24 protein-coding genes are annotated in these 25,279 nt (G+C 62.1%); 6 read left to right on the forward strand and 18 right to left on the reverse strand.

The window, feature by feature from the left end; translation table 11 throughout:
* Positions 1 to 30: 30 nt before the first annotated feature.
* The 5 genes from C0V73_RS15840 to C0V73_RS15860 all read right to left on the reverse strand — a co-directional run bounded on the left by C0V73_RS15840 (position 31) and on the right by C0V73_RS15860 (position 4,483).
* Complete coding sequence (locus C0V73_RS15840; protein WP_102020969.1) at positions 31 to 1,587, reverse strand: NADH-quinone oxidoreductase subunit NuoF; 1,557 nt, start codon at positions 1,585 to 1,587, stop codon at positions 31 to 33.
* A complete protein-coding gene (locus tag C0V73_RS15845; protein ID WP_102020970.1) occupies positions 1,584 to 2,063 on the reverse strand; it encodes a formate dehydrogenase subunit gamma in 480 nt (159 codons plus the stop codon). Before C0V73_RS15845 ends, C0V73_RS15840 begins: the two co-directional genes overlap by 4 nt.
* Before the next feature lie 66 nt (positions 2,064 to 2,129).
* A complete protein-coding gene (locus tag C0V73_RS15850; protein ID WP_102020971.1) occupies positions 2,130 to 3,068 on the reverse strand; it encodes a LysR family transcriptional regulator in 939 nt (312 codons plus the stop codon).
* Positions 3,069 to 3,097: 29 nt separating this feature from the next.
* Positions 3,098 to 3,463 (reverse strand): metalloregulator ArsR/SmtB family transcription factor, encoded by a 366-nt coding sequence (locus tag C0V73_RS15855; RefSeq protein ID WP_102021255.1) that lies wholly within the window; start codon positions 3,461 to 3,463, stop codon positions 3,098 to 3,100.
* An 87-nt stretch (positions 3,464 to 3,550) separates the two neighbouring features.
* On the reverse strand, positions 3,551 to 4,483 hold the full coding sequence (locus tag C0V73_RS15860) for an L-lactate dehydrogenase (RefSeq protein WP_102020972.1): 933 nt from the start codon (positions 4,481 to 4,483) through the stop codon (positions 3,551 to 3,553).
* Between the two features lie 170 nt (positions 4,484 to 4,653).
* Between C0V73_RS15860 and C0V73_RS15865 the strand changes: the two genes are divergently transcribed.
* The 4 genes from C0V73_RS15865 to C0V73_RS15880 all read left to right on the forward strand — a co-directional run bounded on the left by C0V73_RS15865 (position 4,654) and on the right by C0V73_RS15880 (position 10,261).
* Entirely contained in the window at positions 4,654 to 5,580 is a 927-nt protein-coding gene (locus C0V73_RS15865) for a LysR substrate-binding domain-containing protein (protein ID WP_245408000.1), read from the forward strand.
* A 101-nt stretch (positions 5,581 to 5,681) separates the two neighbouring features.
* Positions 5,682 to 7,106 carry an aldehyde dehydrogenase gene (gene aldA / locus C0V73_RS15870; RefSeq protein WP_102020974.1) on the forward strand — a complete coding sequence of 475 codons (1,425 nt, stop codon included), beginning with the start codon at positions 5,682 to 5,684 and terminating at the stop codon, positions 7,104 to 7,106.
* A gap of 42 nt (positions 7,107 to 7,148) precedes the next feature.
* Positions 7,149 to 8,366: a mandelate racemase/muconate lactonizing enzyme family protein gene (locus C0V73_RS15875; protein WP_102020975.1), complete on the forward strand. Its 1,218-nt coding sequence runs from the start codon at positions 7,149 to 7,151 to the stop codon at positions 8,364 to 8,366.
* 275 nt (positions 8,367 to 8,641) lie between these two features.
* Positions 8,642 to 10,261, forward strand: a complete 1,620-nt coding sequence (locus C0V73_RS15880) for a GMC family oxidoreductase N-terminal domain-containing protein (protein WP_102020976.1) — start codon at positions 8,642 to 8,644, stop codon at positions 10,259 to 10,261.
* A 67-nt stretch (positions 10,262 to 10,328) separates the two neighbouring features.
* Here the strand turns inward: C0V73_RS15880 and C0V73_RS15885 are convergent, their stop codons facing one another.
* From C0V73_RS15885 to C0V73_RS15920, 8 genes are all read right to left on the reverse strand, one after another.
* Complete coding sequence (locus C0V73_RS15885) at positions 10,329 to 10,736, reverse strand: F0F1 ATP synthase subunit epsilon (protein WP_102020977.1); 408 nt, start codon at positions 10,734 to 10,736, stop codon at positions 10,329 to 10,331.
* Between the two features lie 71 nt (positions 10,737 to 10,807).
* A complete protein-coding gene (atpD, locus tag C0V73_RS15890) occupies positions 10,808 to 12,271 on the reverse strand; it encodes a F0F1 ATP synthase subunit beta (RefSeq protein ID WP_102020978.1) in 1,464 nt (487 codons plus the stop codon).
* 24 nt (positions 12,272 to 12,295) lie between these two features.
* On the reverse strand, positions 12,296 to 13,174 hold the full coding sequence (locus C0V73_RS15895) for a F0F1 ATP synthase subunit gamma (RefSeq protein ID WP_102020979.1): 879 nt from the start codon (positions 13,172 to 13,174) through the stop codon (positions 12,296 to 12,298).
* Between the two features lie 29 nt (positions 13,175 to 13,203).
* Positions 13,204 to 14,733, reverse strand: a complete 1,530-nt coding sequence (atpA, locus tag C0V73_RS15900) for a F0F1 ATP synthase subunit alpha (RefSeq protein WP_102020980.1) — start codon at positions 14,731 to 14,733, stop codon at positions 13,204 to 13,206.
* On the reverse strand, positions 14,733 to 15,299 hold the full coding sequence (locus tag C0V73_RS15905) for a F0F1 ATP synthase subunit delta (protein WP_102020981.1): 567 nt from the start codon (positions 15,297 to 15,299) through the stop codon (positions 14,733 to 14,735). The genes atpA and C0V73_RS15905 overlap by 1 nt, the downstream gene beginning before the upstream one ends.
* Positions 15,300 to 15,562: 263 nt before the next feature.
* Complete coding sequence (locus tag C0V73_RS15910) at positions 15,563 to 15,946, reverse strand: DUF4345 domain-containing protein (RefSeq protein WP_102020982.1); 384 nt, start codon at positions 15,944 to 15,946, stop codon at positions 15,563 to 15,565.
* Positions 15,947 to 16,059: 113 nt separating this feature from the next.
* Positions 16,060 to 18,273 carry a primosomal protein N' gene (locus C0V73_RS15915; RefSeq protein ID WP_102020983.1) on the reverse strand — a complete coding sequence of 738 codons (2,214 nt, stop codon included), beginning with the start codon at positions 18,271 to 18,273 and terminating at the stop codon, positions 16,060 to 16,062.
* Between the two features lie 59 nt (positions 18,274 to 18,332).
* Complete coding sequence (locus tag C0V73_RS15920) at positions 18,333 to 19,226, reverse strand: 1-acyl-sn-glycerol-3-phosphate acyltransferase (RefSeq protein WP_102020984.1); 894 nt, start codon at positions 19,224 to 19,226, stop codon at positions 18,333 to 18,335.
* A 145-nt stretch (positions 19,227 to 19,371) separates the two neighbouring features.
* Between C0V73_RS15920 and C0V73_RS15925 the strand changes: the two genes are divergently transcribed.
* Complete coding sequence (locus C0V73_RS15925; protein ID WP_102020985.1) at positions 19,372 to 20,295, forward strand: tyrosine recombinase XerC; 924 nt, start codon at positions 19,372 to 19,374, stop codon at positions 20,293 to 20,295.
* Between the two features lie 90 nt (positions 20,296 to 20,385).
* Positions 20,386 to 21,477: a TraB/GumN family protein gene (locus tag C0V73_RS15930; RefSeq protein ID WP_102020986.1), complete on the forward strand. Its 1,092-nt coding sequence runs from the start codon at positions 20,386 to 20,388 to the stop codon at positions 21,475 to 21,477.
* On the opposite strand, the gene C0V73_RS15935 is transcribed toward C0V73_RS15930, so the two are convergent.
* The 5 genes from C0V73_RS15935 to C0V73_RS15955 form a co-directional block, all read right to left on the reverse strand.
* Positions 21,458 to 21,958 carry a DUF2867 domain-containing protein gene (locus C0V73_RS15935; protein WP_102021256.1) on the reverse strand — a complete coding sequence of 167 codons (501 nt, stop codon included), beginning with the start codon at positions 21,956 to 21,958 and terminating at the stop codon, positions 21,458 to 21,460. The two genes, C0V73_RS15930 and C0V73_RS15935, sit on opposite strands and share 20 nt — an antisense overlap.
* A gap of 17 nt (positions 21,959 to 21,975) precedes the next feature.
* On the reverse strand, positions 21,976 to 22,476 hold the full coding sequence (locus C0V73_RS15940; protein WP_102020987.1) for a cytochrome b/b6 domain-containing protein: 501 nt from the start codon (positions 22,474 to 22,476) through the stop codon (positions 21,976 to 21,978).
* Positions 22,477 to 22,604: 128 nt separating this feature from the next.
* Positions 22,605 to 24,011 (reverse strand): dihydrolipoyl dehydrogenase, encoded by a 1,407-nt coding sequence (lpdA, locus tag C0V73_RS15945; RefSeq protein ID WP_102020988.1) that lies wholly within the window; start codon positions 24,009 to 24,011, stop codon positions 22,605 to 22,607.
* A gap of 25 nt (positions 24,012 to 24,036) precedes the next feature.
* A complete protein-coding gene (locus tag C0V73_RS15950) occupies positions 24,037 to 24,786 on the reverse strand; it encodes an SDR family oxidoreductase (RefSeq protein WP_102021257.1) in 750 nt (249 codons plus the stop codon).
* Positions 24,783 to 25,277 (reverse strand): hypothetical protein, encoded by a 495-nt coding sequence (locus tag C0V73_RS15955; protein WP_102020989.1) that lies wholly within the window; start codon positions 25,275 to 25,277, stop codon positions 24,783 to 24,785. The genes C0V73_RS15950 and C0V73_RS15955 overlap by 4 nt, the downstream gene beginning before the upstream one ends.
* Between the last annotated feature and the right edge of the window lie 2 nt (positions 25,278 to 25,279).

The following is a 25,279-nucleotide window of genomic DNA, read 5'->3' on the forward strand; positions in this document are numbered from 1 at the left end:
AGCCCGAGGATGACGGCGAAGAAAACACACTCATTCCGCTGCCTCCCGAACCGGGGTGGGCGCAAAATCTTCCGGAAAATGCGTCATGGCACTCATGACCGGATAAGGCGTGAAACCACCCAGCGCACACAGCGAACCGAATTTCATGGTGTTGCAGAGATCCTCCAGCAGCACCTTGTTCTTCTCCGGCTCGATGCCGCGGGCGATCTTGTCGACCGTCTCTACGCCGCGTGTCGAACCGATACGACAGGGCGTGCACTTGCCGCAGCTTTCGACGGCGCAGAACTCCATGGCGAAACGCGCCTGCTTCAGCATGTCGGCGCTGTCGTCGAAAACCACCACGCCGGCATGGCCGATCAGGCCACCGGCCGCAGTAAACGCCTCGTAGTCGAAGATCGTGTCGAACAGCGAGGGCGGGAAATAGGCGCCGAGCGGCCCGCCGACCTGGACGGCCTTGACCGGGCGGCCGGAGATCGTGCCGCCGCCGATCTCATTGATCAGCTGGCCGAGCGGCAGGCCGAAGGCCGTCTCATAGAGGCCGCCATGCTTGAGATTGCCGGCGAGCTGGATCGGGATCGTGCCATGCGAGCGGCCGACGCCGAAGTCGCGGTAGAACGCAGCGCCGCGATCCATGATGACGGGGATCGAGGCGAGCGACATGACGTTGTTAACGACGGTCGGCTTGCCGAACAGGCCCTGGAGCGCCGGAAGCGGCGGCTTGGCCCGCACCACGCCGCGCTTACCCTCAAGACTGTTGAGCAGCGAGGTTTCCTCGCCGCAGACATAAGCCCCGGCCCCCATTCGCACTTCCATGTCGAAGGCATAGGCCGAACCCATCACCGATGGGCCAAGGATGCCCGCAGCCCTCGCAATCTCGATCGCCTCCTCCATGACGGCAATCGCATGCGGATATTCGGAGCGGGTGTAGACATAGCCCTTGGTGGCGCCGACTGCGATGCCCGCAATCGCCATGCCTTCGATTAACACAAAGGGATCACCCTCCATGATCATTCGGTCGGCGAAGGTGCCGCTGTCGCCCTCGTCAGCATTGCAGACGATGTATTTCTGGTCGGCCTTCGCGTCCGCGACCGTCTTCCACTTAATGCCGGTCGGGAAGCCGGCGCCGCCACGACCGCGCAAGCCACTGTCGGTGACCTGTTTGACGATCTCGACCGGTGTCATGGCGATGGCATTGGCGAGACCCTTGAGGCCCTGATAGTGGCGGTAGTCATCGAGCGAGAGCGGATCGGTGACGCCGCAGCGGGCGAAGGTCAGCCGCGTCTGGCCCTTGAGGAAGGGAATGTCCTGGGTGAGGCCATGGCCAAGCGGATGATCGCCGCCATCAAGGAAACCGGCATCGAAGAGCGAGGGCACCTCGGAGGCCTTGACGGGGCCATAGGCGACGCGGCCCTTCTCGGTGCGAACCTCGACCAGCACTTCCAGCCACAGCATGCCGCGTGAGCCATTGCGCACGATGGTGACATCCCTGCCGCGCGCCTTGGCTTCACGTTCGATGGCAGCCGCCACCTTGTCGGCACCAACGGCAAGCGCTGCCGCATCGCGGGGGACGAAGACGGTCACGCTCATGAGCGCACCTCCGCCAGAATGTCGCTAAGACAGTGTTCGTCGAGCCGGGCATGCAGCTCACCGTCAAGCATGGCAGCCGGCGCCTGGGCGCAGAGGCCAAGACAGAAGACGGGTTCGAGAGTGACGGCACCGTCAGCCGTCGTCTCGTGCCAGTCGATGCCGAGTTTGGCTTTGATCTTCTCCGCCAGAGGCTCGCAGCCCATCGACTGGCAAGCCTCGGCGCGACAGAGCTTTAGAACGTGTCGTCCGGCCGGTTGCGCGCGGAAATCGTGGTAGAAGGTGATGACGCCGTGGACCTCTGCGCGCGACAGGTTCAGCGCGCTGGCGATGATCTGCTTGGCGACTTCCGGAATGTAACCGAATTCCTCCTGCACACGGTGCAGGATCGGCAGCATCGACCCCTCCAGATGTTGCAACTCGGCGATCACAGCCGATATGCGGGCGGAAACATCGTCTGCAGCCACACGAATGTTCATCGAAATCCTCCTCACCTGCCGAGCTCTGGCAGGTTCGTTTATCGGAAGATGATGATGGGTCCGATGTCAGGAGGTCAATACGGCGCTTCCGTCGCTCGATAGAAGATTTCTATCAAAGGCATTCGAGGTTGCCAGAAGCCGTGCCTCATGCAGTAGCCCCGAGACCAGCGGAGTGAAGGGTTCGCGATGCGTGGCGACCAGCCCGACCAGATGTTCGGCCTCGGGCGCGGTGATCGGGATCATCCGGATCTCCTCGCCGAAGCCGAAGGATTCCGCGACGTTTCTCGGCATGATCGAGGCCCATTTGCCGGTCCGGATATGCGAGAAGAGCACGATCATCGAATTGGATTCGAGTGTCGGCTTGGGCGACACGCCCGCCTCAGTCATGTGCTGGTTGATGATCCGGCGGTTCTGCATATCGGCGGTCAAGAGACAGAGCCGGAGATCGGCGACCTCGCTCCAGGTGACGCTGTCACGATCGGCAAGCGGGGTGCCGACAGCCGTGATCAGGTGATAACGCTCCGAATAGAGCGGCACGCTGGTGACACGCCCGAGTGGCTCGTTGTCGAGATAAGTGATGCCGGCGTCGATCTCGAGGTTTTCCAAGAGGCTCAAGACCTGCAGCGAGGTGCGCGACAGGACGGAAAACGTGACGTCCGGATGGCGGGTCTGGAAGGGTTCGGTCAGCTTCTGCACCATGGCAAGTGCCGTGGGGATGACTGCCAAGCGTATATGGCCTGCAAGACCCCGGCGCGCGGCGCGCATCTCCTCGCGCATCGTGCGGGTATCGCCGACGATCCGCCTTGCCCATTCGAGCACCCGTTGACCTTCCGGCGTGAGACCGAGAAAGCGCGAGCCGCGCTGCACAAGCATCACGCCCAGCTGTTCTTCGAGTTGCCGGATGCCGGCAGACAGCGTCGGTTGCGTCACGCCGCATTCCTCCGCAGCGCGACCGAAATGCTGCTGGCGGGCGAGCGCGATGAAGAATTCCAGTTTGTCGATCATGTCCCCGCCCTACGATCGCGCCGAAGCTCTCAGGCCTCGGTGAGGGCTTCTGCTTCACCGTGCATGACGGGCGCCGGGCCGCAATACATCTTGTAGAGCACGGAGATCAGTTCGGCGAGTTGCGGATCGGCGATACGGTAGTAGATCTGCCGTCCCTCGCGGCGGGTCTGGACAACCTTGTCGCTTCTAAGCCGCGCGAGCTGCTGGGAAACCACAGCCTGCTGGATGCCCAGAAAGTGCTCGATCTCCGTGACGGTCTTCTCGCCCTGGCAGAGCATGCAAAGCATCAGCAGGCGCGTCTCGTGCGACAGCGCCTTCAGAAGACCACTGGCCGCACGCGCCTTCGAAAGAAAGTCGTCGAGAGCCTCAGGGGTGAGTGGCGGCGTTTCGGTCATGACGAGGTCCAGCAATCGAGATGCGCTTCTGAATAAGCGCGACGGCAGAATGGCTGCGCGAGCAGTCTAGCATATAGGCTGCCTTACCTACAAAGGAATGGCGTTGGCCCGTTCCTTCAAAAGCGACGCGCTGCGGTTCAAGGCCGCATATTCCGTCTCGTCCAGATCCGGGAACAGATCGGCCAGAACGCCCTCGGCACCGATCACACGTGGGATCGACAGCGCGACGTCACGAACACCGGCCACCTCTGCTGTCGTGATGGAGACGGAAAGAACGTCCCGCTGGTCGCGGGCGATCGCCTTGACGATGCGAGCGAGACCAGCACCAATGCCGTAATAGGTCGAGCCCTTGCCGTTGATAATCTTGTAGGCCGCGTTGCGCACGCCATCGTCGATCTGCGCGCGCACCTCTGCGGTGAGCGGAGACCCGACCTGGGCGGCGAAGGACGAGAGTGGGACGGAGCCGGCGCGCGCGCTCGTCCAGGCAAGCACCTCGCTATCTCCATGTTCGCCGAGCACATAGGCATGCACCGATTGGGGCGAAATCCCAAGATGCCGACCGACCAGGCTGCGGAAGCGGGCCGTGTCGAGGATGGTACCAGAGCCGATCACCCGTCGCGGATCGATGCCGGACAGGCGCGTGGTGATCTGGGTCATGATGTCGACAGGGTTGGAGGCAATCAGCAGGATCGCATCCGGCGCGACCGGCAGGACCTCGGCGAGAACAGCGCGGAAGACGGCGGCATTCCGTTCCAGGAGCTCAAGGCGCGTTTCACCAGGCTTCTGGCTCACACCAGCCGCGAGGATGACGACGCCGGCGCCTTCAAGATCCCGGTACTGCCCGGCATTCACCACGGTCGAGGACATGAAGGGAACCGCATGGGCAATATCCTCGGCCTGCGCGACCGCCAGCGCATCGTTGCGGTCGATCAGCACGATCTCGCTCGCAAGCCCCATCAGCGCCAGCGCATAACCCGCCGTGCTGCCGACCATACCCGCACCCACGATACCGACTTTCATGCCATTTCCCCCCGAAAGCACAAAATTCCCGAAACCCAGGTCATCGGTCACCCGACGCCATTACCCAGCTATAGCGCAAAGCATGACAAATTCGCGTCAGAACTGCATGGCGCCAGCCAATCGCCTCTGATTTAATGCCTCAGACACAAAACGAGATGGCACGAGAGATCATGAGAAGGCTGCCGGCCCTGTCCGCGATGAAGGTGTTCGAGGTGGTCGGCCAGACCCGCAGCTTCACGCGTGCCGCGGAATTGCTGAACCTGACCCAGAGTGCGGTCAGCCGTCAGGTGCGCAATCTCGAGGAACAGCTTGGCGAAACGCTCGTCATCCGCAGGCACCATCACCTCGAGCTAACCGCCTCGGGCGCCGAACTGCTCGGCTCCCTGCAGCACGCCCTCCACACCGTCGAGATGACCGTTCGCAACATCCGCGAGAAGAGCAATCTGCGCCGTCTCCGGATCAACGTGCCGCCCACCTTTGCCAAGCGCTGGCTGATGCCGCGCCTGATGAGCCTCAGGGCCTTCCTGCCCGATGTCGATCTGAGCATCACCACCGATCTCGAAGACAACCTCTCCGAACGCGGTATGCTCGATTGCGCCATCCGCTTCGGCGACGGGGAGTGGCCGAGCCTGCGCTCGGAACGACTGTTTACCGAACGCCATATCGCCGTCTGCGCTCCGCAACTCATGGAAAGCCTGCGGGACGGCGAGGCGATCGACCTCTCTCGCTTCACCTTCCTGCATGTGCTGGCTTCTGCCGACCAGCGGTATCTCACCTGGCAGCGCTGGCTGGATGCGGCTGGCCTCACCGAGACGGACACGCAAGGCGGACTGGAGTTCGACCTGCTCGATCTCGTCATCGAGGCTGCCTGCAACGGGCTGGGGGTCGCAGTGGCGGACAGGTCGATGGTCGCACCCCTGATGCAAACGGGCGCGCTCACCCAGGTATTGGATGTCGAAGTCGAGGGCCACGAATCCTACTGGCTCGTGACCCGCACCGACAGATCGCTATCACCGCATGTAGAGGCACTCCGACGCTGGCTGAGCCATGAAATCGGAACGGGCTCGAGGCCGGCACTCAGACAGGCGAACGCCTGAAACATTCCTTTTTGGAATGCTCACCCCGACAATAAGTCGCTTGCGAAGCAAGAAGGCCAGATCCCTACTTGGGCGCACTGTCCGTTGCCGGAGCGCCTGCCATGTCCACCTTCCAGAACTTCATTGCCGGATCATTTCGCGAGACGGGGCCACGCCAAACGATCGAGGTGAAAAACCCCGCCAACGGTCGGGTCTTTGCATCGGTCACCTCTGCGACGGAAGCCGATGTCATCGAGGCGGTGGACGCAGCCGCTGCTGCCCAGAAGCCTTGGGGTCGCCTGCCGGCCATCGAGCGGGGCAATGCACTGCGCAGGCTGGCCGACGCCGTCGAGCGCCACCAGCAGAAGATCGGCGAGGCCCTGGCACTGGAATCCGGCAAGAGCGTTGAGGACGCGGTCGCCGAGGCAGGTTATGGCGTCGAGCTGATGCGCTACCACTCCGAATGGGCGCGCCGCGTCGAGGGCGAAGTGATCGAGAGCGACACGCCGGATGAAACGCTGATGCTGAAGCGTGCCCCGATCGGCGTCGTCGCCTGCCTGATCCCCTTCAACTTCCCGATCTACACGCTGGTGCGCAAGATTGCCCCGGCCCTGATCACCGGCAATGCCGTGGTCGTGCGCCCGAGCAACAACACGCCGACCTCGGCCTTCGTCTTCGCCGAAGCAATCAAGGAAGCGGACCTCCCCGCAGGCCTCGTCAGCATCATGGCCATGAGCCACGAGGTGGCCCAGGTCATGTCCACTCGCCGTGAGGTCGGCATGATCACGCTGACCGGCAGCGTCGCCGCCGGCCAGACGGTTCTCGAATACTGCAAGGCCAATATCGCCAAACCCTCGCTAGAACTCGGTGGCAAGACGCCTGTGATCGTGGAACCGGATGCCGATCTCGATGTGGTGACGAAAAGCGTGCTTGCGGCCAAGACCGCCCATTGCGGCCAGGTCTGCACCTCCGTCGAGCGCCTCTACGTGCATGCCTCCGTGCATGGCACACTCCTCGCCAAGCTGAAGGACGCTTTCGAACGCCGCCACTATGGTGATCGCGCCGAGGATCCGACCCGCATGGGACCGCTCGCCAATGCCGCAGCGCGTCTGAGGGTTCATCACATGGTGGAACGGGCCAAGGCCGATGGCGCCGTCATCGAGACGGGTGGCTTCCTGCCCGCAGGCGACGGCTATTTCTATCCGCCAACACTGCTCTCCGACTGCCGCCAGGACATGGAGATCGTCCAGGAAGAAGTCTTTGGTCCGGTGCTCGCCGTCATCCCTTATACCGATTTCGACGACGCACTTGCGATGGCGAGCGACCACCAGTTCGGCCTCGCCTCCGTCGTCTTCACCGAGAACTACCGCAAGGTGATGAAGGCGGCGAACGAGATCGAGGCGGGGGAACTCTACATCAACCGCTTCCCGGCCGATCCCTATCAGGGCTACCACGCCGGCTGGAAGCGCTCCGGCCTCGGCGGCGATGACGGCAAGCATGGCATGCTGGAATTCACTCAGACCCGCCTCGTCATCCTCAAGCACTGATCGCCGATTAGCCGGCTCAAGAATTCTTCATCGGGGGCATCCATGAAAGTCGCTTCGCTCAAGACACACGTTGTCGCCACGCCCGCACCGCATATCGGCGGCATGTACTGGATCTTCGTCGAGCTGGAGACGGCCTGCGGCATCAAGGGCGTCGGCGAGATCTATTCGACCGCCTTCCACCCCTCGGGCATCGCCGTCCTGGTGGAAGACGTGTTTACCCGCTATCTGGAGGGTCACGACCCGCACCAGATCGAGCGCTTCTGGCGTGCGGCCTATTCGAGCGGCTTTACCCAGCGGCCGGATCCGACCATGGTCGGGATCATCTCGGGTCTCGAAATCGCCTGCTGGGACATCATCGGCAAGGCGGCGGGACGGCCGGTGGCCGATCTACTCGGCGGCCCGGTCAACGACAAGCTGCGCGCTTACACCTATCTCTATCCGAAGAATTCAGCCGGCGAATACGACTACAACGATCCGGATCTCGCCGCCGAAGAGGCGATCCGCATGGTCGAGGCGGGTTTCACCGGGCTGAAATTCGATCCCGCCGGGCCCTACACCAATTATTCCGGTCATCAGCTGTCGCTGCCGGTCATGGACCGCTGCGAGGAGTTTTGCCGCAAGATCCGTGATGCGATCGGCAACCGCGCCGACATCCTCTTCGGCACCCATGGCCAGATGGTGCCCTCCTCGGCCATCCGTCTTGCCAAGCGGCTGGAGAAGTACGATCCGCTCTGGTTCGAGGAACCCGTTCCGCCGGGCCAGGAAGCGGCAATGGCGGAAGTCGCTCGCGCCACTTCGATCCCCGTCTCGACAGGCGAGCGCCTGACCACGAAATACGAATTCCAGAGAGTATTGCAGCTTGGCTCTGCCTCCATCCTGCAGATGAATGTCGCTCGCGTCGGCGGCTTGCTGGAGGCGAAGAAGATCGCCGGGATGGCCGAGTCCTTTTATGCGCAGATCGCGCCGCATCTTTACAACGGCCCGGTCGGGGCAGCTGCTTCGATCCAGCTTGCGGCGACCTGCCCGAATTTCCTCATCCATGAGGCGATCATGGATTTCGGCGGCTTCCACGCCGAGGTGCTGAAGACAAAGCTCAGCTTCGACGACGGCTACCTCATCCCCTCGCGCGAACCTGGCCTCGGCATCGAACTGAACGACGAGGTCATCGCCAAGCACACGCCCTATATCGGCGAGCGACTGCATCTGCAGATGGCGCCGGACCATGCCGACGTGAAAGACTTCATGCCGGCCAAGGGCTAATACCAAGTGTCGATGATAGGAACCGATAGGATGGCTTCTTGCGGGTCTCTGGCTAGGCGCGGTGCGCCGGGCGATGCTCTCGCATCGGCCAAGCGGCGCAACAACGCCAGGGGCCTGCAAGAAGCCACCTTTGGTCGGCTTCCCGCCCGTTCTGGCGTCGTCGAGTTCCTTGACCGATGCGACAGCATCGCTCTTCGGACCTCTCCTAGCCAGAAAGGGCGGTCGAGCCGATCCTATGGGTTCCTATCATCGACACTTGGTATGAGGGACACCCCATGATTTTCGATTTCATCGTGGTCGGTGCAGGCTCCGCAGGCTGCATCGTGGCGAGCCGCCTGAGCGAAAGCGGGCGTCATTCCGTGCTGCTGATCGAGGCCGGCGGCGAGGATAAGTCCTTCTGGTTCAAGATCCCGGTCGGTTACGCCAAGAGCTACTACAATCCAAAGGTCAACTGGATGTACCGCACGGAGCCGGAGCCCAATCTCGGCGGCCGGCGCATTTATGCTCCGCGCGGGAAGGTGCAGGGTGGCTCTGGCTCGATCAACGCCATGGTTTTCGTGCGAGGTGCCGCAGAGGATTTCGACGACTGGCAGGCCGCCGGCAATCCCGGCTGGGGCTTTGACGACGTGCTGCCCTACTTCCGCAAGCTGGAAACCCATGCGCGGGGAGAGAGCCCCTGGCATGGTGGTAGCGGCCCGATCCACGTGACGCCCATGCGCGGATCTACACACCCTGTGAGTGACGCCTTTCTAGACGCCTGTGACGAACTGGGTGTACCGCTGAACGAGGATTTCAACGGGGCGGCGATCGAAGGCGCTGGCGTCTACGACGTCAACACGAGGCGCGGTCAACGCTCGCATTCAAGCGCCGAGTATCTGCGCTCCGCCCTGAAGCGAGCGAACCTCGCCATCGAGCGCCAGGCTCATGCGCGCCGCCTGCTGGTGGATGAGGATGGCAGGGTGTCCGGCGTTGAGGTCATGCAGCATGGCCGGTTGAAGAGCTTTACCGCGCGCTGCGAGGTGATCCTGACGGCCGGTGCGGTCGACACCCCGAAACTCATGCAGCTTTCCGGTTTCGGCGATGGGTCGACGCTGTTTGCCCGGGGTATCGAGACGCGCAAACACCTGCCGGCGGTCGGTCGGAACCTGCAGGACCATCTCTGCGCCAGCTTCTACTACCGTTCGAAACAACCGACTTTGAATGGCGAATTCGCGAGCCTCATCGGCCAGGCCCGGTTTGGCCTGATATGGATGTTGAAGCGCAGCGGGCCCTTCGCCATGAGCGTAAACCAGGCTGGGGGCTTCTTCCGCGGAGCGCCTGAGGAGACGCGGCCGAACATTCAGGTCTATTTCAACCCGCTCTCCTATCGGATCCCGGACAGTCCCAAGGCCAGCCTGACACCGGAGCCCTATCCCGGCTTTCTCATCGCCTTCAACGCCTGCCGCCCGACAAGCAAGGGCACGATCTCTATCGCCTCGCCCGACGCGTCGGACGCCCCGCTCATTCGCCCAAACTACCTGTCGACGGATCGCGATATCGAGGAAGTCTTGCAGGGAAGCCGTCTGATGCGCCGCATCGCGGACGCGCGGGCACTTGATGGTTGGGTGGAGGAGGAAGTGTCGCCCTCAAAGGCTGCCGATACAGATGAGAAACTGCTCGACTATTTCCGCCTCAACAGTGGCTCGATCTACCACCTCTGCGGAACCTGCGCGATGGGGACCGATCCCCGGGAAACCGTGGTGGATGCGCGGCTCCGGGTGCATGGCGTGCCCGGGCTACGGATCGTCGATGCATCGATCTTCCCGAATATCACGGCTGGCAACATCAATGCCCCGACGATGATGGTTGCGGAAAAGGGTGCGGCGATGATCCTCGAAGACGCCGTCTCCACCTGACATCCGGGCATGAAAAAAGCCGGACCCAAAGGCCCGGCTTCAATTCTTGTCCGTCGTGCGCAACCGATCAGGCAGCGACGAGAACGCCGTTCAGGTTGGTGAGCTCGGCGAGGTACTGCTCGAGCTTGGTGCGGTGTTCGTGATGCTCGACACCATCAAGTTCCTTGCGGGCTTCGTCGATACGCTTGGTCAGCGTGTCCGGCGAGATTTCCGAAAGCGGAACGGCGGATTCGGCAAGCAGCGTGCAGCCGGTCGGCAGGACGTCGGCAAAACCGCCGAAGACCACATACTTGGCCACCTGACCGGAAGCGAGCTTGACGCTCACCACGCCCGGCTTGATCGTCGTCATGGTCGGCGCATGATTGGCCATGACGGTCATTTCGCCTTCCGTTGCCGGAATGACGACTTCGATCACCTGTTCGGAGAGCAGAAGACGCTCGGGCGAAACGAGCTCAAAGTTGAAATTGTCGGCCATGGTCGTTCACTTCTCTGATGAAGGATTAAGCGACACGCGGGTGATCCCGCGTGCCGGCATTCCCTTGAGCCTTAAGCGGCTTCGGCAGCCAGGCGCTTGGCCTTCTCGATGGCTTCTTCGATCGAGCCAACCATGTAGAAGGCAGCTTCAGGCAGGTGGTCGTAGTCGCCGTTGACGAGGCCCTTGAAGCCCTTGATCGTGTCTTCGAGAGCAACCAGCTTGCCCGGCGAACCGGTGAAGACTTCGGCCACGAAGAACGGCTGCGACAGGAAGCGTTCGATCTTACGAGCGCGAGCAACCGTCATCTTGTCCTCTTCGGACAGTTCGTCCATGCCGAGGATGGCGATGATGTCCTGGAGCGACTTGTAGCGCTGCAGGGTCGTCTGAACCTTACGAGCGATCTCGTAGTGCTCTTCGCCGACAACCATCGGGTCAAGCATACGCGAGGTCGAGTCGAGCGGGTCAACGGCCGGGTAGATACCCTTTTCAGCGATCGAGCGCGACAGAACCGTCGTTGCGTCCAGGTGGGCGAACGAGGTAGCCGGAGCCGGGTCCGTCAAGTCGTCGGCGGGAACGTAGATGGCCTGAACCGAGGTGATCGAGCCCTTGGTCGTGGTGGTGATGCGTTCCTGCATCTGACCCATGTCGGTAGCAAGCGTCGGCTGATAACCAACGGCCGACGGGATACGGCCGAGCAGAGCGGACACTTCCGAACCTGCCTGGGTGAAGCGGAAGATGTTGTCGACGAAGAACAGAACGTCCTGGCCCTTGTCGCGGAAGTCTTCAGCGATCGTCAGACCGGTCAGAGCGACGCGAGCGCGGGCGCCCGGCGGTTCGTTCATCTGGCCGTATACAAGCGCAGCCTTGGAGCCTTCGCCACCGCCGTGCTTGTTAACGCCGGACTCGATCATTTCGTGGTAAAGGTCGTTGCCTTCGCGGGTACGTTCACCCACGCCAGCGAAGACCGAGTAACCACCGTGCGCCTTGGCGACGTTGTTGATCAGTTCCATGATGAGAACGGTCTTGCCAACGCCGGCGCCGCCGAACAGGCCGATCTTACCGCCCTTGGCGTAAGGAGCCAGAAGGTCGACGACCTTGATGCCGGTGACCAGGATCTGGGCTTCGGTCGACTGCTCGACGTAAGCCGGGGCGTCCTGGTGGATGGCGCGCTTCGATTCGGTAACCAGCGGACCAGCTTCGTCAACCGGCTCACCGATGACGTTCATGATGCGGCCGAGCGTTTCCGGACCGACCGGAACGGAGATCGGAGCGCCCGTGTCGGAGACCGGCTGGCCGCGGACGAGACCTTCGGTCGAGTCCATGGCGATCGTGCGGACCTGGTTTTCGCCGAGGTGCTGCGCGACTTCGAGAACGAGGCGGTTGCCGCCGTTGTCGGTTTCCAGCGCGTTCAGGATCGGGGGCAGTTCGCCTTCGAATGCGACGTCAACGACGGCGCCGATGACCTGCGTGACCTTGCCGAGAGCACCGGCTGCGGACTTCACCGCCTTAGACTTGGGGGTAGCTGCCTTAGCCATTTATCTTACCCTCTTTCCTTAACCTCAGAGCGCTTCCGCGCCCGAAATGATTTCAATGAGTTCCTTGGTGATCTGCGCCTGACGCTGGCGGTTGTACGAAAGCGTCAGCTTGTTGATCATCTCACCGGCATTGCGCGTCGCATTGTCCATGGCGCTCATCTTGGCGCCCATTTCACCAGCAACGTTTTCGAGCAGGGCCCGGAAAATCTGAACCGAGATGTTGCGCGGGATGAGATCCTCGAGGATCCCAGCCGCATCCGGCTCGTATTCGTAAAGCGCGGATGCACCACCCTGCGGAGCAGCTTCGGCCGGAGCGGCCGGGATGATCTGCTGGGCGGTCGGGATCTGGCTGATCACCGACTTGAACTCGGAATAGAACAGCGTGCAGACATCGAATTCGCCACGCTCGAACATGCCGATGACCTTGCGACCGATGGCATCTGCATTGGCGAAGCCGATACGCTTCACTTCGCGCAGATCCGCACGCTCGACGATCATGCCGGCAAATTCGCGGCGCAGGCTGTCGTAGCCCTTCTTTCCAACGCAGAAGATCTTGACCGTCTTGCCCTGGGCCAAAAGCTTGCGCGCATGGTCACGGGCGAAACGCGAGATCGACGAGTTGAAACCGCCACAAAGACCACGCTCGGCGGTGCAGACGACGAGCAGATGCACGTCGTCCTTGCCGGTGCCGGTCATCAGACGCGGTGCGCTGTCGTCCGAACCCACGGCTTGCGCGATGTTGGCCAGGACGACACCCATGCGCTGCGAGTACGGGCGGGCAGCCTCGGCCGCTTCCTGCGCACGACGCAGCTTCGCCGCGGCGACCATCTTCATCGCCTTGGTGATCTTCTGCGTCGCCTTGACGGAGGCGATCCGGTTTTTCAGATCCTTAAGTGAAGGCATCCGTTATCCGTCCTTGGCTTGAGCCTGAATTAGGCGAAGTTCTTCGCGAAAGTATCGAGAGCGGCCTTGAGCTTGCCCTTGGTATCGTCGCTGATCGCCTTTTCGGTGCGGATCGCATCGAGGATCGCCTTGCCTTCCGAACGGAGGTAGGAAAGGAAGCCCTGCTCGAACTTGCCGACCTGGTTGACCGGGACCTTGTCCAGGTAACCATTGACGCCAGCAAAGATCACCGCAACCTGCTCTTCCGTCTTCAGCGGCGAGAACTGCGGCTGCTTCAGGAGTTCCGTCAGACGGGCACCACGGTTCAGCAGGCGCTGGGTGGCGGCGTCAAGGTCGGAACCGAACTGGGCGAAGGCGGCCATTTCGCGATACTGGGCGAGTTCGCCCTTGATCGAGCCGGCAACCTGCTTCATCGCCTTGATCTGAGCGGCAGAACCAACGCGCGAAACCGAGAGACCGACGTTAACGGCCGGACGGATGCCCTGGTAGAACAGGTCGGTTTCAAGGAAGATCTGACCGTCGGTGATCGAGATGACGTTGGTCGGAATGAAGGCCGAAACGTCGTTGCCCTGGGTTTCGATAACCGGCAGAGCGGTCAGCGAGCCAGCACCGGCAGCGTCGCCCATCTTGGCGGCGCGCTCGAGAAGACGCGAATGCAAATAGAAGACGTCGCCCGGGTAAGCTTCGCGGCCCGGCGGACGGCGCAGAAGAAGCGACATCTGGCGGTAAGCGACAGCCTGCTTGGACAGGTCGTCATAAGCGATCAGGGCATGCATGCCGTTGTCGCGGAAGTATTCGCCCATCGCGCAACCGGCGAACGGTGCGAGATACTGCATCGGAGCCGGGTCCGAAGCGGTAGCAGCAATGATGATCGAGTACTGGAGAGCGCCACGCTCTTCAAGAACCTTCACGAACTGCGCAACCGTCGAACGCTTCTGGCCGATAGCAACGTAGACGCAGTACAGCTTTTCAGCGTCCGGACCGTTGTCGTGAATGGCCTTCTGGTTGAGGAAGGCGTCCAGGATGATCGCGGTCTTGCCGGTCTGACGGTCGCCGATGACGAGCTCGCGCTGGCCACGGCCAACCGGGATAAGGGCGTCGATAGCCTTGAGGCCGGTCGACATCGGCTCATGAACCGACTTGCGCGGGATGATGCCAGGAGCCTTTACGTCGACGCGCGAACGGCGGGTCGCGTTGATCGGGCCCTTGCCGTCGATCGGGTTGCCAAGCGCGTCAACGACGCGGCCGAGCAGTTCCGGACCAACCGGAACGTCAACGATGGCGCCGGTCCGCTTGACGATGTCGCCTTCCTTGATGCCACGGTCGGCACCGAAGATAACCACACCGACGTTGTCGGCTTCGAGGTTGAGCGCCATACCGCGGATGCCGCCCGGGAACTCGACCATTTCGCCGGCCTGAACATTGTCGAGGCCGTAGACGCGGGCGATACCGTCACCGACGGACAGAACCTGGCCAACTTCAGAGACTTCCGCCTCTTTGCCGAAGTTCTTGATTTGATCTTTCAGAATTGCGGAAATTTCCGCGGCGCGGATATCCATCAGCCAACCTCTTTCAGTGCAAGCTTAAGGGTGGAAAGTTTGGTGCGAAGGGACGTATCGATCTGGCGGGAGCCGACCTTCACGATCAGGCCGCCGAGCAGGGAGGGATCGACCGTGACGGAGATCGAGACTTCCTTGCCGGTAACGCCCTTCAGCGCCGCTTTCAGTTCGGTTTCCTGCTCAGCCGTAAGAGCATGAGCAGAGGTGACGTCAGCCGTGATCTCACCCTTGTGACGGGCAGCGATCTGGCGATAGGCAGCCACCATGCCGGGAACGGCAAACAGGCGGCGATTGCTTGCAACGACCTTCAGGAAGTTCAACACCAGCGCGTTGAAACCGGCCTTTTCGCCGATAGCGCTGATGGCCTTGACCTGATCTTCGGCCGTAAAGACGGGCGACAGGACCAGACGCTTCAGATCGCCGCTTTCGTCGATCATCGCCTGGAAACGGTTGAGATCGGCAGCAACGGCGTCAATTGCGCCGCCTTCGAGCGCGAGCTCGAAAAGCGACGAAGCGTAACGCTCCGCCACGCCTGAAATCACTTGGGATGCGTCTGCCACGGGCAAAAAATTCCCTGATCTTGATCCAGGATGCCGGACACCTCGATTGAGGCCTCTCAAACTCCTGATATCGTTTTGTTTTTCCCCAAAAACACAAGCATGTTGCACTTGCGTTTTCCGAATTTCGCGGTCCGTCTAGCATAGCAGGTCTAGACTCGCAACACGCGTATTAAAGGTTTGCTACTTCAGAGCAAGGCCTTGCGGCGTTTTTTGTCCAAATCTGCGTCAAATTGGCGGGATTGTTCGGAGATCCAATTCGTGACCGATCTTCATGTCAGACCAAAGACATAGGCAAGGGCGAGAGAAGCGATAACTGCCTGCACAACCAGAAGGAGAAGATTGCGCCAGGTGCCGCCATGGTCCGACATGATCGACAGGACACGGGCAAAGGCAGACAGACCGACTGCAGCACCAAAGGCTAGATAGACCGTCGGCTGGGCGAGCAGAAGTGCCGTTCCGGCGAAACCGACAATGAGCCCGCCGATCGAGCGCGCAGCACCCAGACCCTCCGGTCGCCCCTCGGCAGCGGTGAGGCCCAGCGCCTTGAGGGTCAGGCCTGGAGCAAAAAGGACGAAGCAGCCGATAAGCGCTGCTGCGGCAGCGGAGAGGAAGGCCAGTTGCTCGCCAAGTTCAGTGGGGAAGTAGAATTCCATGGATCGACCCGCGTGAAAGAAATCGCGGGGCTTATGGCACGAAAAGCGCGGTGGCGGTATGGGCTTTGCGGCTCATTCTGAAGGCGATGCGACCTCAATCGGCTGAAAACCGCTCACAGGAAGCTCTGCGGATCGACATCGACCTGCACCTGGATTGAGCGCCGCTCTTTCGGCCCCCGCTCCAACATGCTCTTCACGAAAGCCTGCATGTCGCTGTTGCGGCGCCCATGCACCAGCAAACGGAAGCGATGCCGTCCCCGGATCAGGGCAAGCGGCGCCTCTGCTGGCCCGAGGATCATGATCCCGCTTTCATGCGGCGCGGCCTGTCTGAGGCCACGGGCATGGCCTTCCGCTTCAGCGCGAGTATCGGCGGAGACGATGATCGAGACCAGTCGCCCGTAAGGTGGCAGCTGCGCCCGCTCGCGCTCGGTGATCTCGCGTTCATAAAAGGCGGCCGCATCACCCGATACGATCGCCTGCATGACAGGATGTTGCGGCTGGAAGGTCTGCAGGAGACCAAGGCTCTTGCGCCCCGTGCGACCCGCACGACCGGTAACCTGGGAAAGCAGCTGGAAGGTCCGCTCGGCCGCACGTGGATCGCCATTCGACAGGCCGATATCCGCATCGATGATGCCGACCAGCGTCATCAGCGGGAAGTTATGCCCCTTGGCGACGAGCTGGGTGCCGATGACGATATCGGCCTCACCATTGGCGATCGCCTCGAGCTCCAGTCTCAGACGCTTCACGCCACCGATATCTGAAGAGAGCACCAGCGTGCGCGCATCGGGAAAGTGCTTTTCCACTTCCTCGGCGATGCGCTCGACACCTGGGCCGCAGGCAACGAGGTGGTCCAACGTGCCGCATTCCGGGCAGGAATTCGGCGTCGGCTCGTGATAGCCGCATTGGTGGCACTGGATCTGACCGCGAAAACGATGCTCGACCAGCCAGCTCGAACATTGCGGGCACTGGAAGCGGTGACCACAGACGCGGCAGAGCGTCAGCGGCGCATAACCCCGTCGGTTGAGGAAGAGCAGCGCCTGTTCACCGCGCTCCACAGCCTTGCCGACGGAGCGCAGCAGGATCGGCGACAAAAAGCCGCCCCGCTCCGGTGGTGCCCGCCGCATATCGATGAGATGCAGGTCCGGCATGGCGGCATCGGCAAAGCGCGTCGGCAGATGGATACGCGTGTAGCGACCGGCGATGCAGTTGACCTGGCTCTCGACCGACGGTGTCGCCGAGACCAGCACGACCGGGAAGTTCGCAATCCGCGCCCGGACAACCGCCATGTCCCGCGCATTATAGAAGACGCGATCTTCCTGCTTGAAGGCGGGATCATGCTCTTCGTCGACGATGATCAAGCCCAGATTTTCGAAAGGCAGGAAGAGCGCCGAGCGTGCGCCGGCAACCACGCGGATCTCGCCGGTCGCCACCTGGCGCCAGACCTTTTCGCGGGTGCGCGTCGCAAGATCCGAATGCCATTCGCCGGGCTTGGAGCCGAAGCGATCCTGGAAGCGCTCGAGGAAGTTGGCGGTAAGCGCGATTTCCGGCAACAGGATCAGCACCTGCTTGCCCTGTTTCAGCGTCTCGGCAATCGCCTCGAAATAGACCTCCGTCTTGCCGGAGCCAGTCACGCCATCGATCAGGGAGACGGCAAAGCCGCCCTTGCGCAGGCTATCGAGGATCTCTTCGGCGGCGTCCTTCTGCGGGCCGGCGAGCCGGTTCTCCGCGTAATCAGGATCGGGAGCCGCAACCAGCGGCGGCGGCGGCAGGAAGACCTGTTCGAACACGCCCTGCTTCACGAGACCGTCGATGACGCTGGTCGAGACGCCGCTTGCATGAGCAAGCCCGCTCTTGGTCCAGGAGAGACCATCCGATGCCATCTCCAGCACCTTCTGCCGTGCAGGTGTCAGGCGCTCAGGCTCGTAGCCGGCATAGCGCAGCCCCTCGATCATCGGCTCCGGATCAAAGGCAGCGGGCGCACGAAGTGCCATGCGCGCCACATAACCGGGCGGAGAAAGCGTGTAGGCAGCCACCCAGTCGAGGAAGGTGCGCATGTCCTGGTCGAGCGGCGGGCAGTCGAAGACCTTGGTGATTTCCCGCAGCTTCTTCGGATCGACTGATGTGCCCTCGCCGCCATCCCAGACCACACCGATCACCTGACGCGGCCCGAGCGGCACCTGCACGATCGCACCCGCCTCCAACGTCATGCCATCCGGTACGGCGTAGCTGTAAGCGGTCGGCGCGGGCATAGGCACGAGCACCGGCACCACCTTGCGGCGCGGTGTCTCAAACAGTTCCCCGAACAGGCTTTTCGAATCGTCCTTCATCGGGCTGCAACTTGCCCCCGGAAGAACAGAAAGAAAACAGGCTTTATGTAAGGGAGAGATTAGCGGAAGCTGCGGTCGGGATCGGCAGGCAGCCCGTGGACGGTGAAGTCTTCCAGCGCCTTGGTCACCTCGGCGGGATCACCGTCGAGCGCCTCGACCGGAATCAGATTGCCAACGGTGAAATCGAAACGACCGCCGCGCTTGTTGAGAAGCTCATAAAAGACGGTCATGTCGCGCAGTTCTGTTGACCAGCGGGCAAACCAGTAGAACAGGCCGGAATTGCGGGCCTTCACGTTCACCGGTAGGATCGGCAGATTGTATTTGCGCGCAAGCGAGATGGCCGACGTCTTCCACGGCCGCTCGTTGAGCTTGCCCTCGTCCCAATAGGCGATGCGGCCGGACGGGAAGAGTACGGTTGCCCTGCCCTCTTCCACGGCCCGCGTGGTGAGTTTCAGCGTTTCGCGCGCCTTGAGCTTCGACTTGTGCTCTTCGCGCCATTCGACCGGGATGATGATTTCAGCAAGCCGCGGATTGACCCTCACGGCATCGCGATTGGCGAAGAAGGTCATGTCGGGACGGCGATCCTTCAGCAGGTCATACATCGCAACCCCGTCGGCAATGCCGGTCGGGTGATTGCTGACCAGGATGAACCCGCCGGATGACGGGATGCGATCAGCATGTCGGACCTGGATATCGAGGCCGAGAGCAGCGCTCAGATAGTCGAACACCTGCGGACCCGGCAGGTTGGCGACGTCATTGGCGAACTGGATCGCCTTGTCGTAGCGCAGAACGCTATAAAGGAAGGGCCGCATCGCAGGCCAGAGCGGATGCTCGACGAGCTTCTGCCCACGCTCGGCAATCAGCGTGTCGACGATATGCCCGGGGCGACCGTGGGAAAGAAGCGACAGGGTGTCGGTGACGCTTGCGAAGGTGGAGACGGGAGAGCGGCGCATCAGCAAATACCTCGCCAGAGTTCCAGAGGGGTTCTGGCAGCGATTTGTGATCCGATCATGACAGCCCCAATATTCGTCCTTCGTTAACCCTCCCGCGCCATCGTGCGAGGGCTGGCCGACACCCAACAACGCGGAAGGCGCAAAATTGATCCAGGCAGACGAAAAACTCCTCGGCGAACGCGCCGCCTGGCTGGAAAGCCTTGGCGCCGAGCGTCGGCTGTCGGGCAATACGCTGGAAGCCTATGAACGCGACACGCGGCAATTCCTTCAGTTCCTGTCCACCCATGTCGGGGGCATGGTGAAGATCCGCGATATCGAGGCGCTGCGCCCGGCGGATCTGCGCGGCTTCCTCGCCCATCGCCGCAAGGACGGGGCCGGTGCGCGAACGCTCGGTCGCCATCTTGCAGGCCTGCGCTCCTTCCTGCGCCACCTGGAACGCAAGGGTCTGGTCAATGCGGCGGGTGCGAGTGCGATCCGCTCACCGAAGCAGCCGAAATCCCTGCCCAAGCCACTCAGCGGCCGTCAGGCTCTGGCCGTCGTCGCGATCAACACACAGATGCACGAAGAGCCCTGGATCGCGGCCCGTGATGCAGCCGTGCTCTCGCTCCTGTATGGATGCGGCCTTCGTATCTCCGAGGCGCTCGGGCTGACACCCGAGGTTTTTGAGGGCAGACCGACCAGCCTGCGCATCACCGGCAAGGGCGGCAAAATGCGGCTCGTGCCGTTGCTGCCTGTCGTCATGGAGGCGGTCGAAACCTATTATGGCCTCTGCCCTTATCATCTCGAACCCGGCGCCCCGCTCTTTCGGGGTGCTCGCGGTGGACCGCTTCAGCCGGCGATCATCCAGCGCGAGATGCAGAAGCTGCGCTCGGCCCTCGGCCTGCCGGATTCGGCCACGCCCCATGCGCTCCGCCATTCCTTCGCGACACATCTTCTGGGCAGTGGCGGGGACTTGAGGACGATCCAGGAACTGCTCGGCCATGCGAGCCTCTCGACCACGCAGATCTATACCGGCGTCGACAGCGCACGGCTTCTGGACATCTACGACCGCGCCCATCCGCGCGCCTGACGCGTCCCGATCGCGCCTGCGTTAACCAAGATCCTTAATCGAACGTGAGGGCGATCGCTCCTATTCTCCCCACTTCTGACAGGAGACGACATGAACGCGCATCGCCTTTTCACGCTGCGGCCGACCTTGCCGCGCCTTTCGCCATCCGAGATCGGCCTCTGGATCGCTGGCGCGCTGCCGCTTGTGCTTGTCGCCCTGCTGCTGGCTACCCTGCTTGCAGTCAGCCCTGCCCGAGCCTCCGACACTGCCTGCCACGGCGAGAACCTGCTCGTGGCCATGGAAAAGGAAAAGCCGGAAGAGCTTGCGAAGATCCGCGCAGAAGCCGCCAAGGTGCCGAATGGCCAGGGCATTTTCTGGAAGGTCGAGAAGGAGGGCCTGAAGCCCTCTTATCTGCTCGGCACCATGCATGTCACCGACCCCCGCGTTCTCACCATGCCGAACGGCGCCCGCGAAGCGGCTGCAGCGGCAGATGTTGTCGTCATCGAATCAGACGAGATCCTCGACGAGCAGAAGGCCGCCGCTTCCCTGCTCATGCATCCCGAACTCACCATGTTTACGGACGGCAAGTCCGTGAAGGACCACCTCGACGCTGCGGAACTCGCTAAACTGGAATCCGGCCTGAAGGAGCGCGGTCTGGCACTTGGCGCCGTTGCCCGGATGAAGCCTTGGATCCTCGCGAGCTTCGTTGCGCTCCCCGCCTGCGAAATGTCGCGCAAGGCAGCCGGCGCCTCCTTCCTCGACAAGCAGATCGCGGAAGATGCGGTGAATGCCGGCAAGCCGATCGCCGGGCTCGAAACCCTCGTGGAACAGCTCGAAGCCATGGCCGACCTGCCAGTCGACTTTCATTTCAAAGCTCTGATCGAGACAATCGCGCTCGGCGACAAGATGGAAGACGTCATCGAGACGATGACCGAGCTTTATCTCGCCGGTGACATCGGCATGACCATGCCCATGCTGAAGGCCGTGGCCCCGACCGAGTCAGGCGAAGACGAAAGCGCCTATGCCGCCTTCGAGACGCGGATCGTCCGCGACCGCAATCTCGTGATGGCCGAAGGCAGCAAGCAGCATCTTGCAAAGGGCAATGCCTTCATCGCTGTCGGCGCGCTGCATCTGCCGGGCGAAGAAGGTCTGGTCGAGTTGCTGCGCGGCCAGGGCTACGCCGTTACGCGGATCGATGGCTGAGGCCTTTCGAAGCGGCAAAGCGCCTCAGGAAGGTCTTCACGATCAGCTTGTGGAACGGCGTGACGACGAGGATGTAGATCCGGCCAAACAGATTGTGCCGATTGACGAGCGTCGTTAGCGACACGTGTTGACGGGCAGCACCCTCCGGCTCGACCGTCACGATGATCCGAAAATCCAGATGCTTGTCGTCGAAGCCGAGCAGGACGCGCTCACCATCATGATCAATGACCGGAAAGCCGCCGATCTTATCCTGACCGGTCAGTTCAAGCTCAGCCGACTTCAATCCGAAGAGACCGACAATCCGATTGCGGATCTTGAGCAGAGCACCGACCCAGCGCGGCGCTCTCCCGATAAGCTCGCTCGCAACTTCCATCGGAACGAGATCGTTTCGATCGAGCCGGACACAGTAGCTGTCTGCCCAGTCGGCTGAGGGAAGGTCGGGATGCGGAAGCGTGATACGCTGCTCAACGACAACACCCATCCTGTCCCCCTTGGCGATCACCCGCGCGTCATGCGCTTGGCGACCGGCGTCTTCCAGTAGAACTGATGTACCAGAAGCGCCAGAATGTGCACTGCGATCAAAAGCCACATGAGGCTCTTCAACGGTCCGCCATGCAGGAAACCCGCCGTCTCGTTGCCGAAGTAGTAGGCGCCGATGCCACTCAGCGGGATCAGGAAGAAGAGCGCGTAGAAGGTGCCATGCGCCAGCTTGGCAGCGAGTGCCAGGAGCGGCGGTTCTTCGGCCGGCGCAGGTGGCGCACCGCGCGTCAGCCTAACCGCGAGCCGGACAAGCCCGAGACAGATCACGGCGATCCCGACATAGGCATGGATATTGGCGAAGGTCAGGTCCTCAGGGGAAGGGACCTCCCCACGCTCATAGGCTTCGGCCACCTCCTCCATCGCATCGGAGAAGATGAGATTGAACAGGATGAGCAAGGCCATCAACCAGTGAAGAGCCTTCTGCGGGATGGAATAGGAGGCGGGCGCAACATGGGCCATGGTCTTGCCTTTCGCGAGGAACAAAGGGAGGCACTGACCACGCATGATAAAGGCCGCCGCTTGAGGCACAAGCGACGGCCTTCAACCTTACCGAAATATAATAATTGACCCATGTCAGGTCAGCAGGCTCACATATGCAGCGGCTTGAAGAAAGTCGCGAGTGCGGCTTCCTTCACGGCTTCCGACATGGTCGGGTGGGCGTGGCAGGTGCGGCCGAGATCTTCCGACGAACCGCCGAACTCCATCAGGACAGCCGCTTCGTGGATCATCTCGCCGGCACCGAGACCGATGATGTGCACGCCGAGAACACGATCGGTGTCCTTGTCGGCGAGAACCTTGACGAAACCGTCCGAGGCGAGCATCGCGCGGGCACGACCATTGGCCGTGAACGGGAACTTGCCGACCTTATAGGATACGCCTGCGGCCTTCAGCTCTTCCTCGGTCTTGCCGACGGAGGCGACTTCCGGCTGGGTGTAGACGACGCCCGGGATGACTTCGTAGTTCACGTGGCCATGCTGGCCGGCGAGGATTTCGGCAAGCGCCACGCCTTCGTCTTCCGCCTTGTGGGCGAGCATCGGACCCTTGACCACGTCGCCGATGGCATAGATGCCGGCAACATTGGTGCGGTAGTGGCCGTCGATCTCGACGCGGCCACGATTGTCGAGGGCAACGCCGGATTCTTCGAGGCCGAGGCCAGCCGTGTAAGGCTTGCGGCCGGTCGCGACGAGCACGACGTCGGCGTCGAGCGTCTGGGCTTCGCCACCCTTGACCGGCTCGAACGTCACCTTGGCGCCATCACCCGACTTGACCACGCCGGTGACCTTGGCGCCGAGATTGAATTCCATGCCCTGCTTGGCAAGGATGCGCTGGAACTGCTTGGAGACTTCGCCGTCCATACCGCCGAGGATCGTGTCGAGATACTCGATCACGGTGACCTTTGCGCCGAGGCGCGACCAGACCGAGCCGAGCTCGAGGCCGATGACACCGCCGCCGACGACGATCATCTTGGCCGGAACCTTCTCCAGCGCGATACCGCCGGTCGAGGACACGATGATCTTTTCGTCGATCTCGACGGCAACGCCCGGAATGCCGGCGACGTCGGAGCCGGTGGCGATGACGATGTTCTTGGTTTCGAGAACCTGGACTTCACCGGCGTCGTTTGTGACTTCAACCTTGCCGGCGCCGAGGATCTTGCCCGTGCCCTGGATGCCGTCGATCTTGTTCTTCTTGAACAGGAAAGCGACGCCCTCGACGTTCGACTTCACGGTCGCTTCCTTGTGGGCCATCATCTTGCCGAGGTTCAGCGTCGGTGCGCCGACTTCGACGCCGAGGTCCGCCATGCCATGGGCAGCATGGTGGAAGACTTCCGACGCGTGCAGCAGGGCCTTGGACGGAATGCAGCCGATGTTGAGGCAAGTGCCGCCATAGGTGGCGCGCTTCTCGACGACGGCAACCTTCATGCCGAGCTGGGCCGCCTTGATGGCGCAGACATAGCCGCCGGGGCCGGAGCCGATAACGATGACATCATAAGACATGGGAAGCTTCCTTCGTTTTCGACGGTTACCGACCGCCGCTGACATTCAAGATGGCACCCGTCACATAGGATGCCTGAGGCGAGAGGAGATAAAGAACGCTGTCGGCCACTTCGTCCGCCGTTCCGGGCCTTTGCATCGGAACGATGGGAGCCAGATCGCGCGCCCTGTCCGGCAATCCACCGGATGCGTGGATTTCGGTATCGATGATCCCGGGCCGGATGGCATTGACCCGGATACCCTCGGTCGCGACTTCGCGGGACAAGCCGACAGTAAAGGTATCAACCGCAGCCTTGGCGGCGGCATAGTCGACATACTGGCCCGGACTGCCGATGACAGCGGCCATGGACGAGATGTTGACGATCACGCCACCCTGCCCGCCATGTTTCGTCGACATGCGCTTCACGGCTTCCGTGGCGCAACGGATCTTGCCGATCACGTTGACGGCAAACATGCGGTCGAGCCGCGCCCGGTCGAATTCCTCCACCCGCGCCGTGACGTCGACCACGCCGGCATTGTTGACGAGACCATGGAGCGGCCCGAGGCGATCGACGGCAGCGAAGATCGCAGTGATGCCTTCTTCGGTGGCTGTGTCGCCCTGGACGATCTCGGCCTCGGCGCCGAGCGTCCGGCAATCCGCAGCGACGGCCTCGGCAGCGGCCTTGTCCGAGCGATAATTGACGAGCAGGTCATAACCCTGCGCTGCAGCCTTGCGGCAGACGGCAGCGCCGATGCCGCGGCTGCCGCCTGTGACTAGAAGGAGAGGACGGCTGGTCATGAGGCGCATCCCTTGAATTCGAAGACATCCCACGGAGCGGCTTCCATGCCCTTCCCGACAGCAGACGACAGGATGGCCGGGCCAAAGCCGGGCAGGAGAAGTGCATCGGGCGCGTCGGCGCCTTCCGGCGGGAGCAGGTCGACATGGCCGGTCGTCTCGTCGATCCCGTAGACGATGCCCTTCCAGACGGTGCAGGCGGCAATGGTTGCGCCAGTCACGTCACCGTCCGGGCAATTGTTCATCAGCATGCCGACGGGCCGCTCGATCTCCGGATCGAACATCACATGACCATCAAGCTTGAATTTGCCGATTTCAGTCTTGAAACCATGGCTGACCGGCGTGTTCTCGCCGCTGGCCGCGGCAAAGACGAGCTCGACCCCGGTTTCGGCTTCGCGATAGGTGGCTTTCTCAATCCGGCAATCGGCGGCCGAAGCCGCGTGAGAGAACGCAAGCGCGGCAAGAAGAACGGCTGCTCCTGACGACGCGCCCATGC

The organism is Rhizobium sp. TH135 (assembly GCF_002855515.1).
Classification (GTDB): domain Bacteria; phylum Pseudomonadota; class Alphaproteobacteria; order Rhizobiales; family Rhizobiaceae; genus Allorhizobium.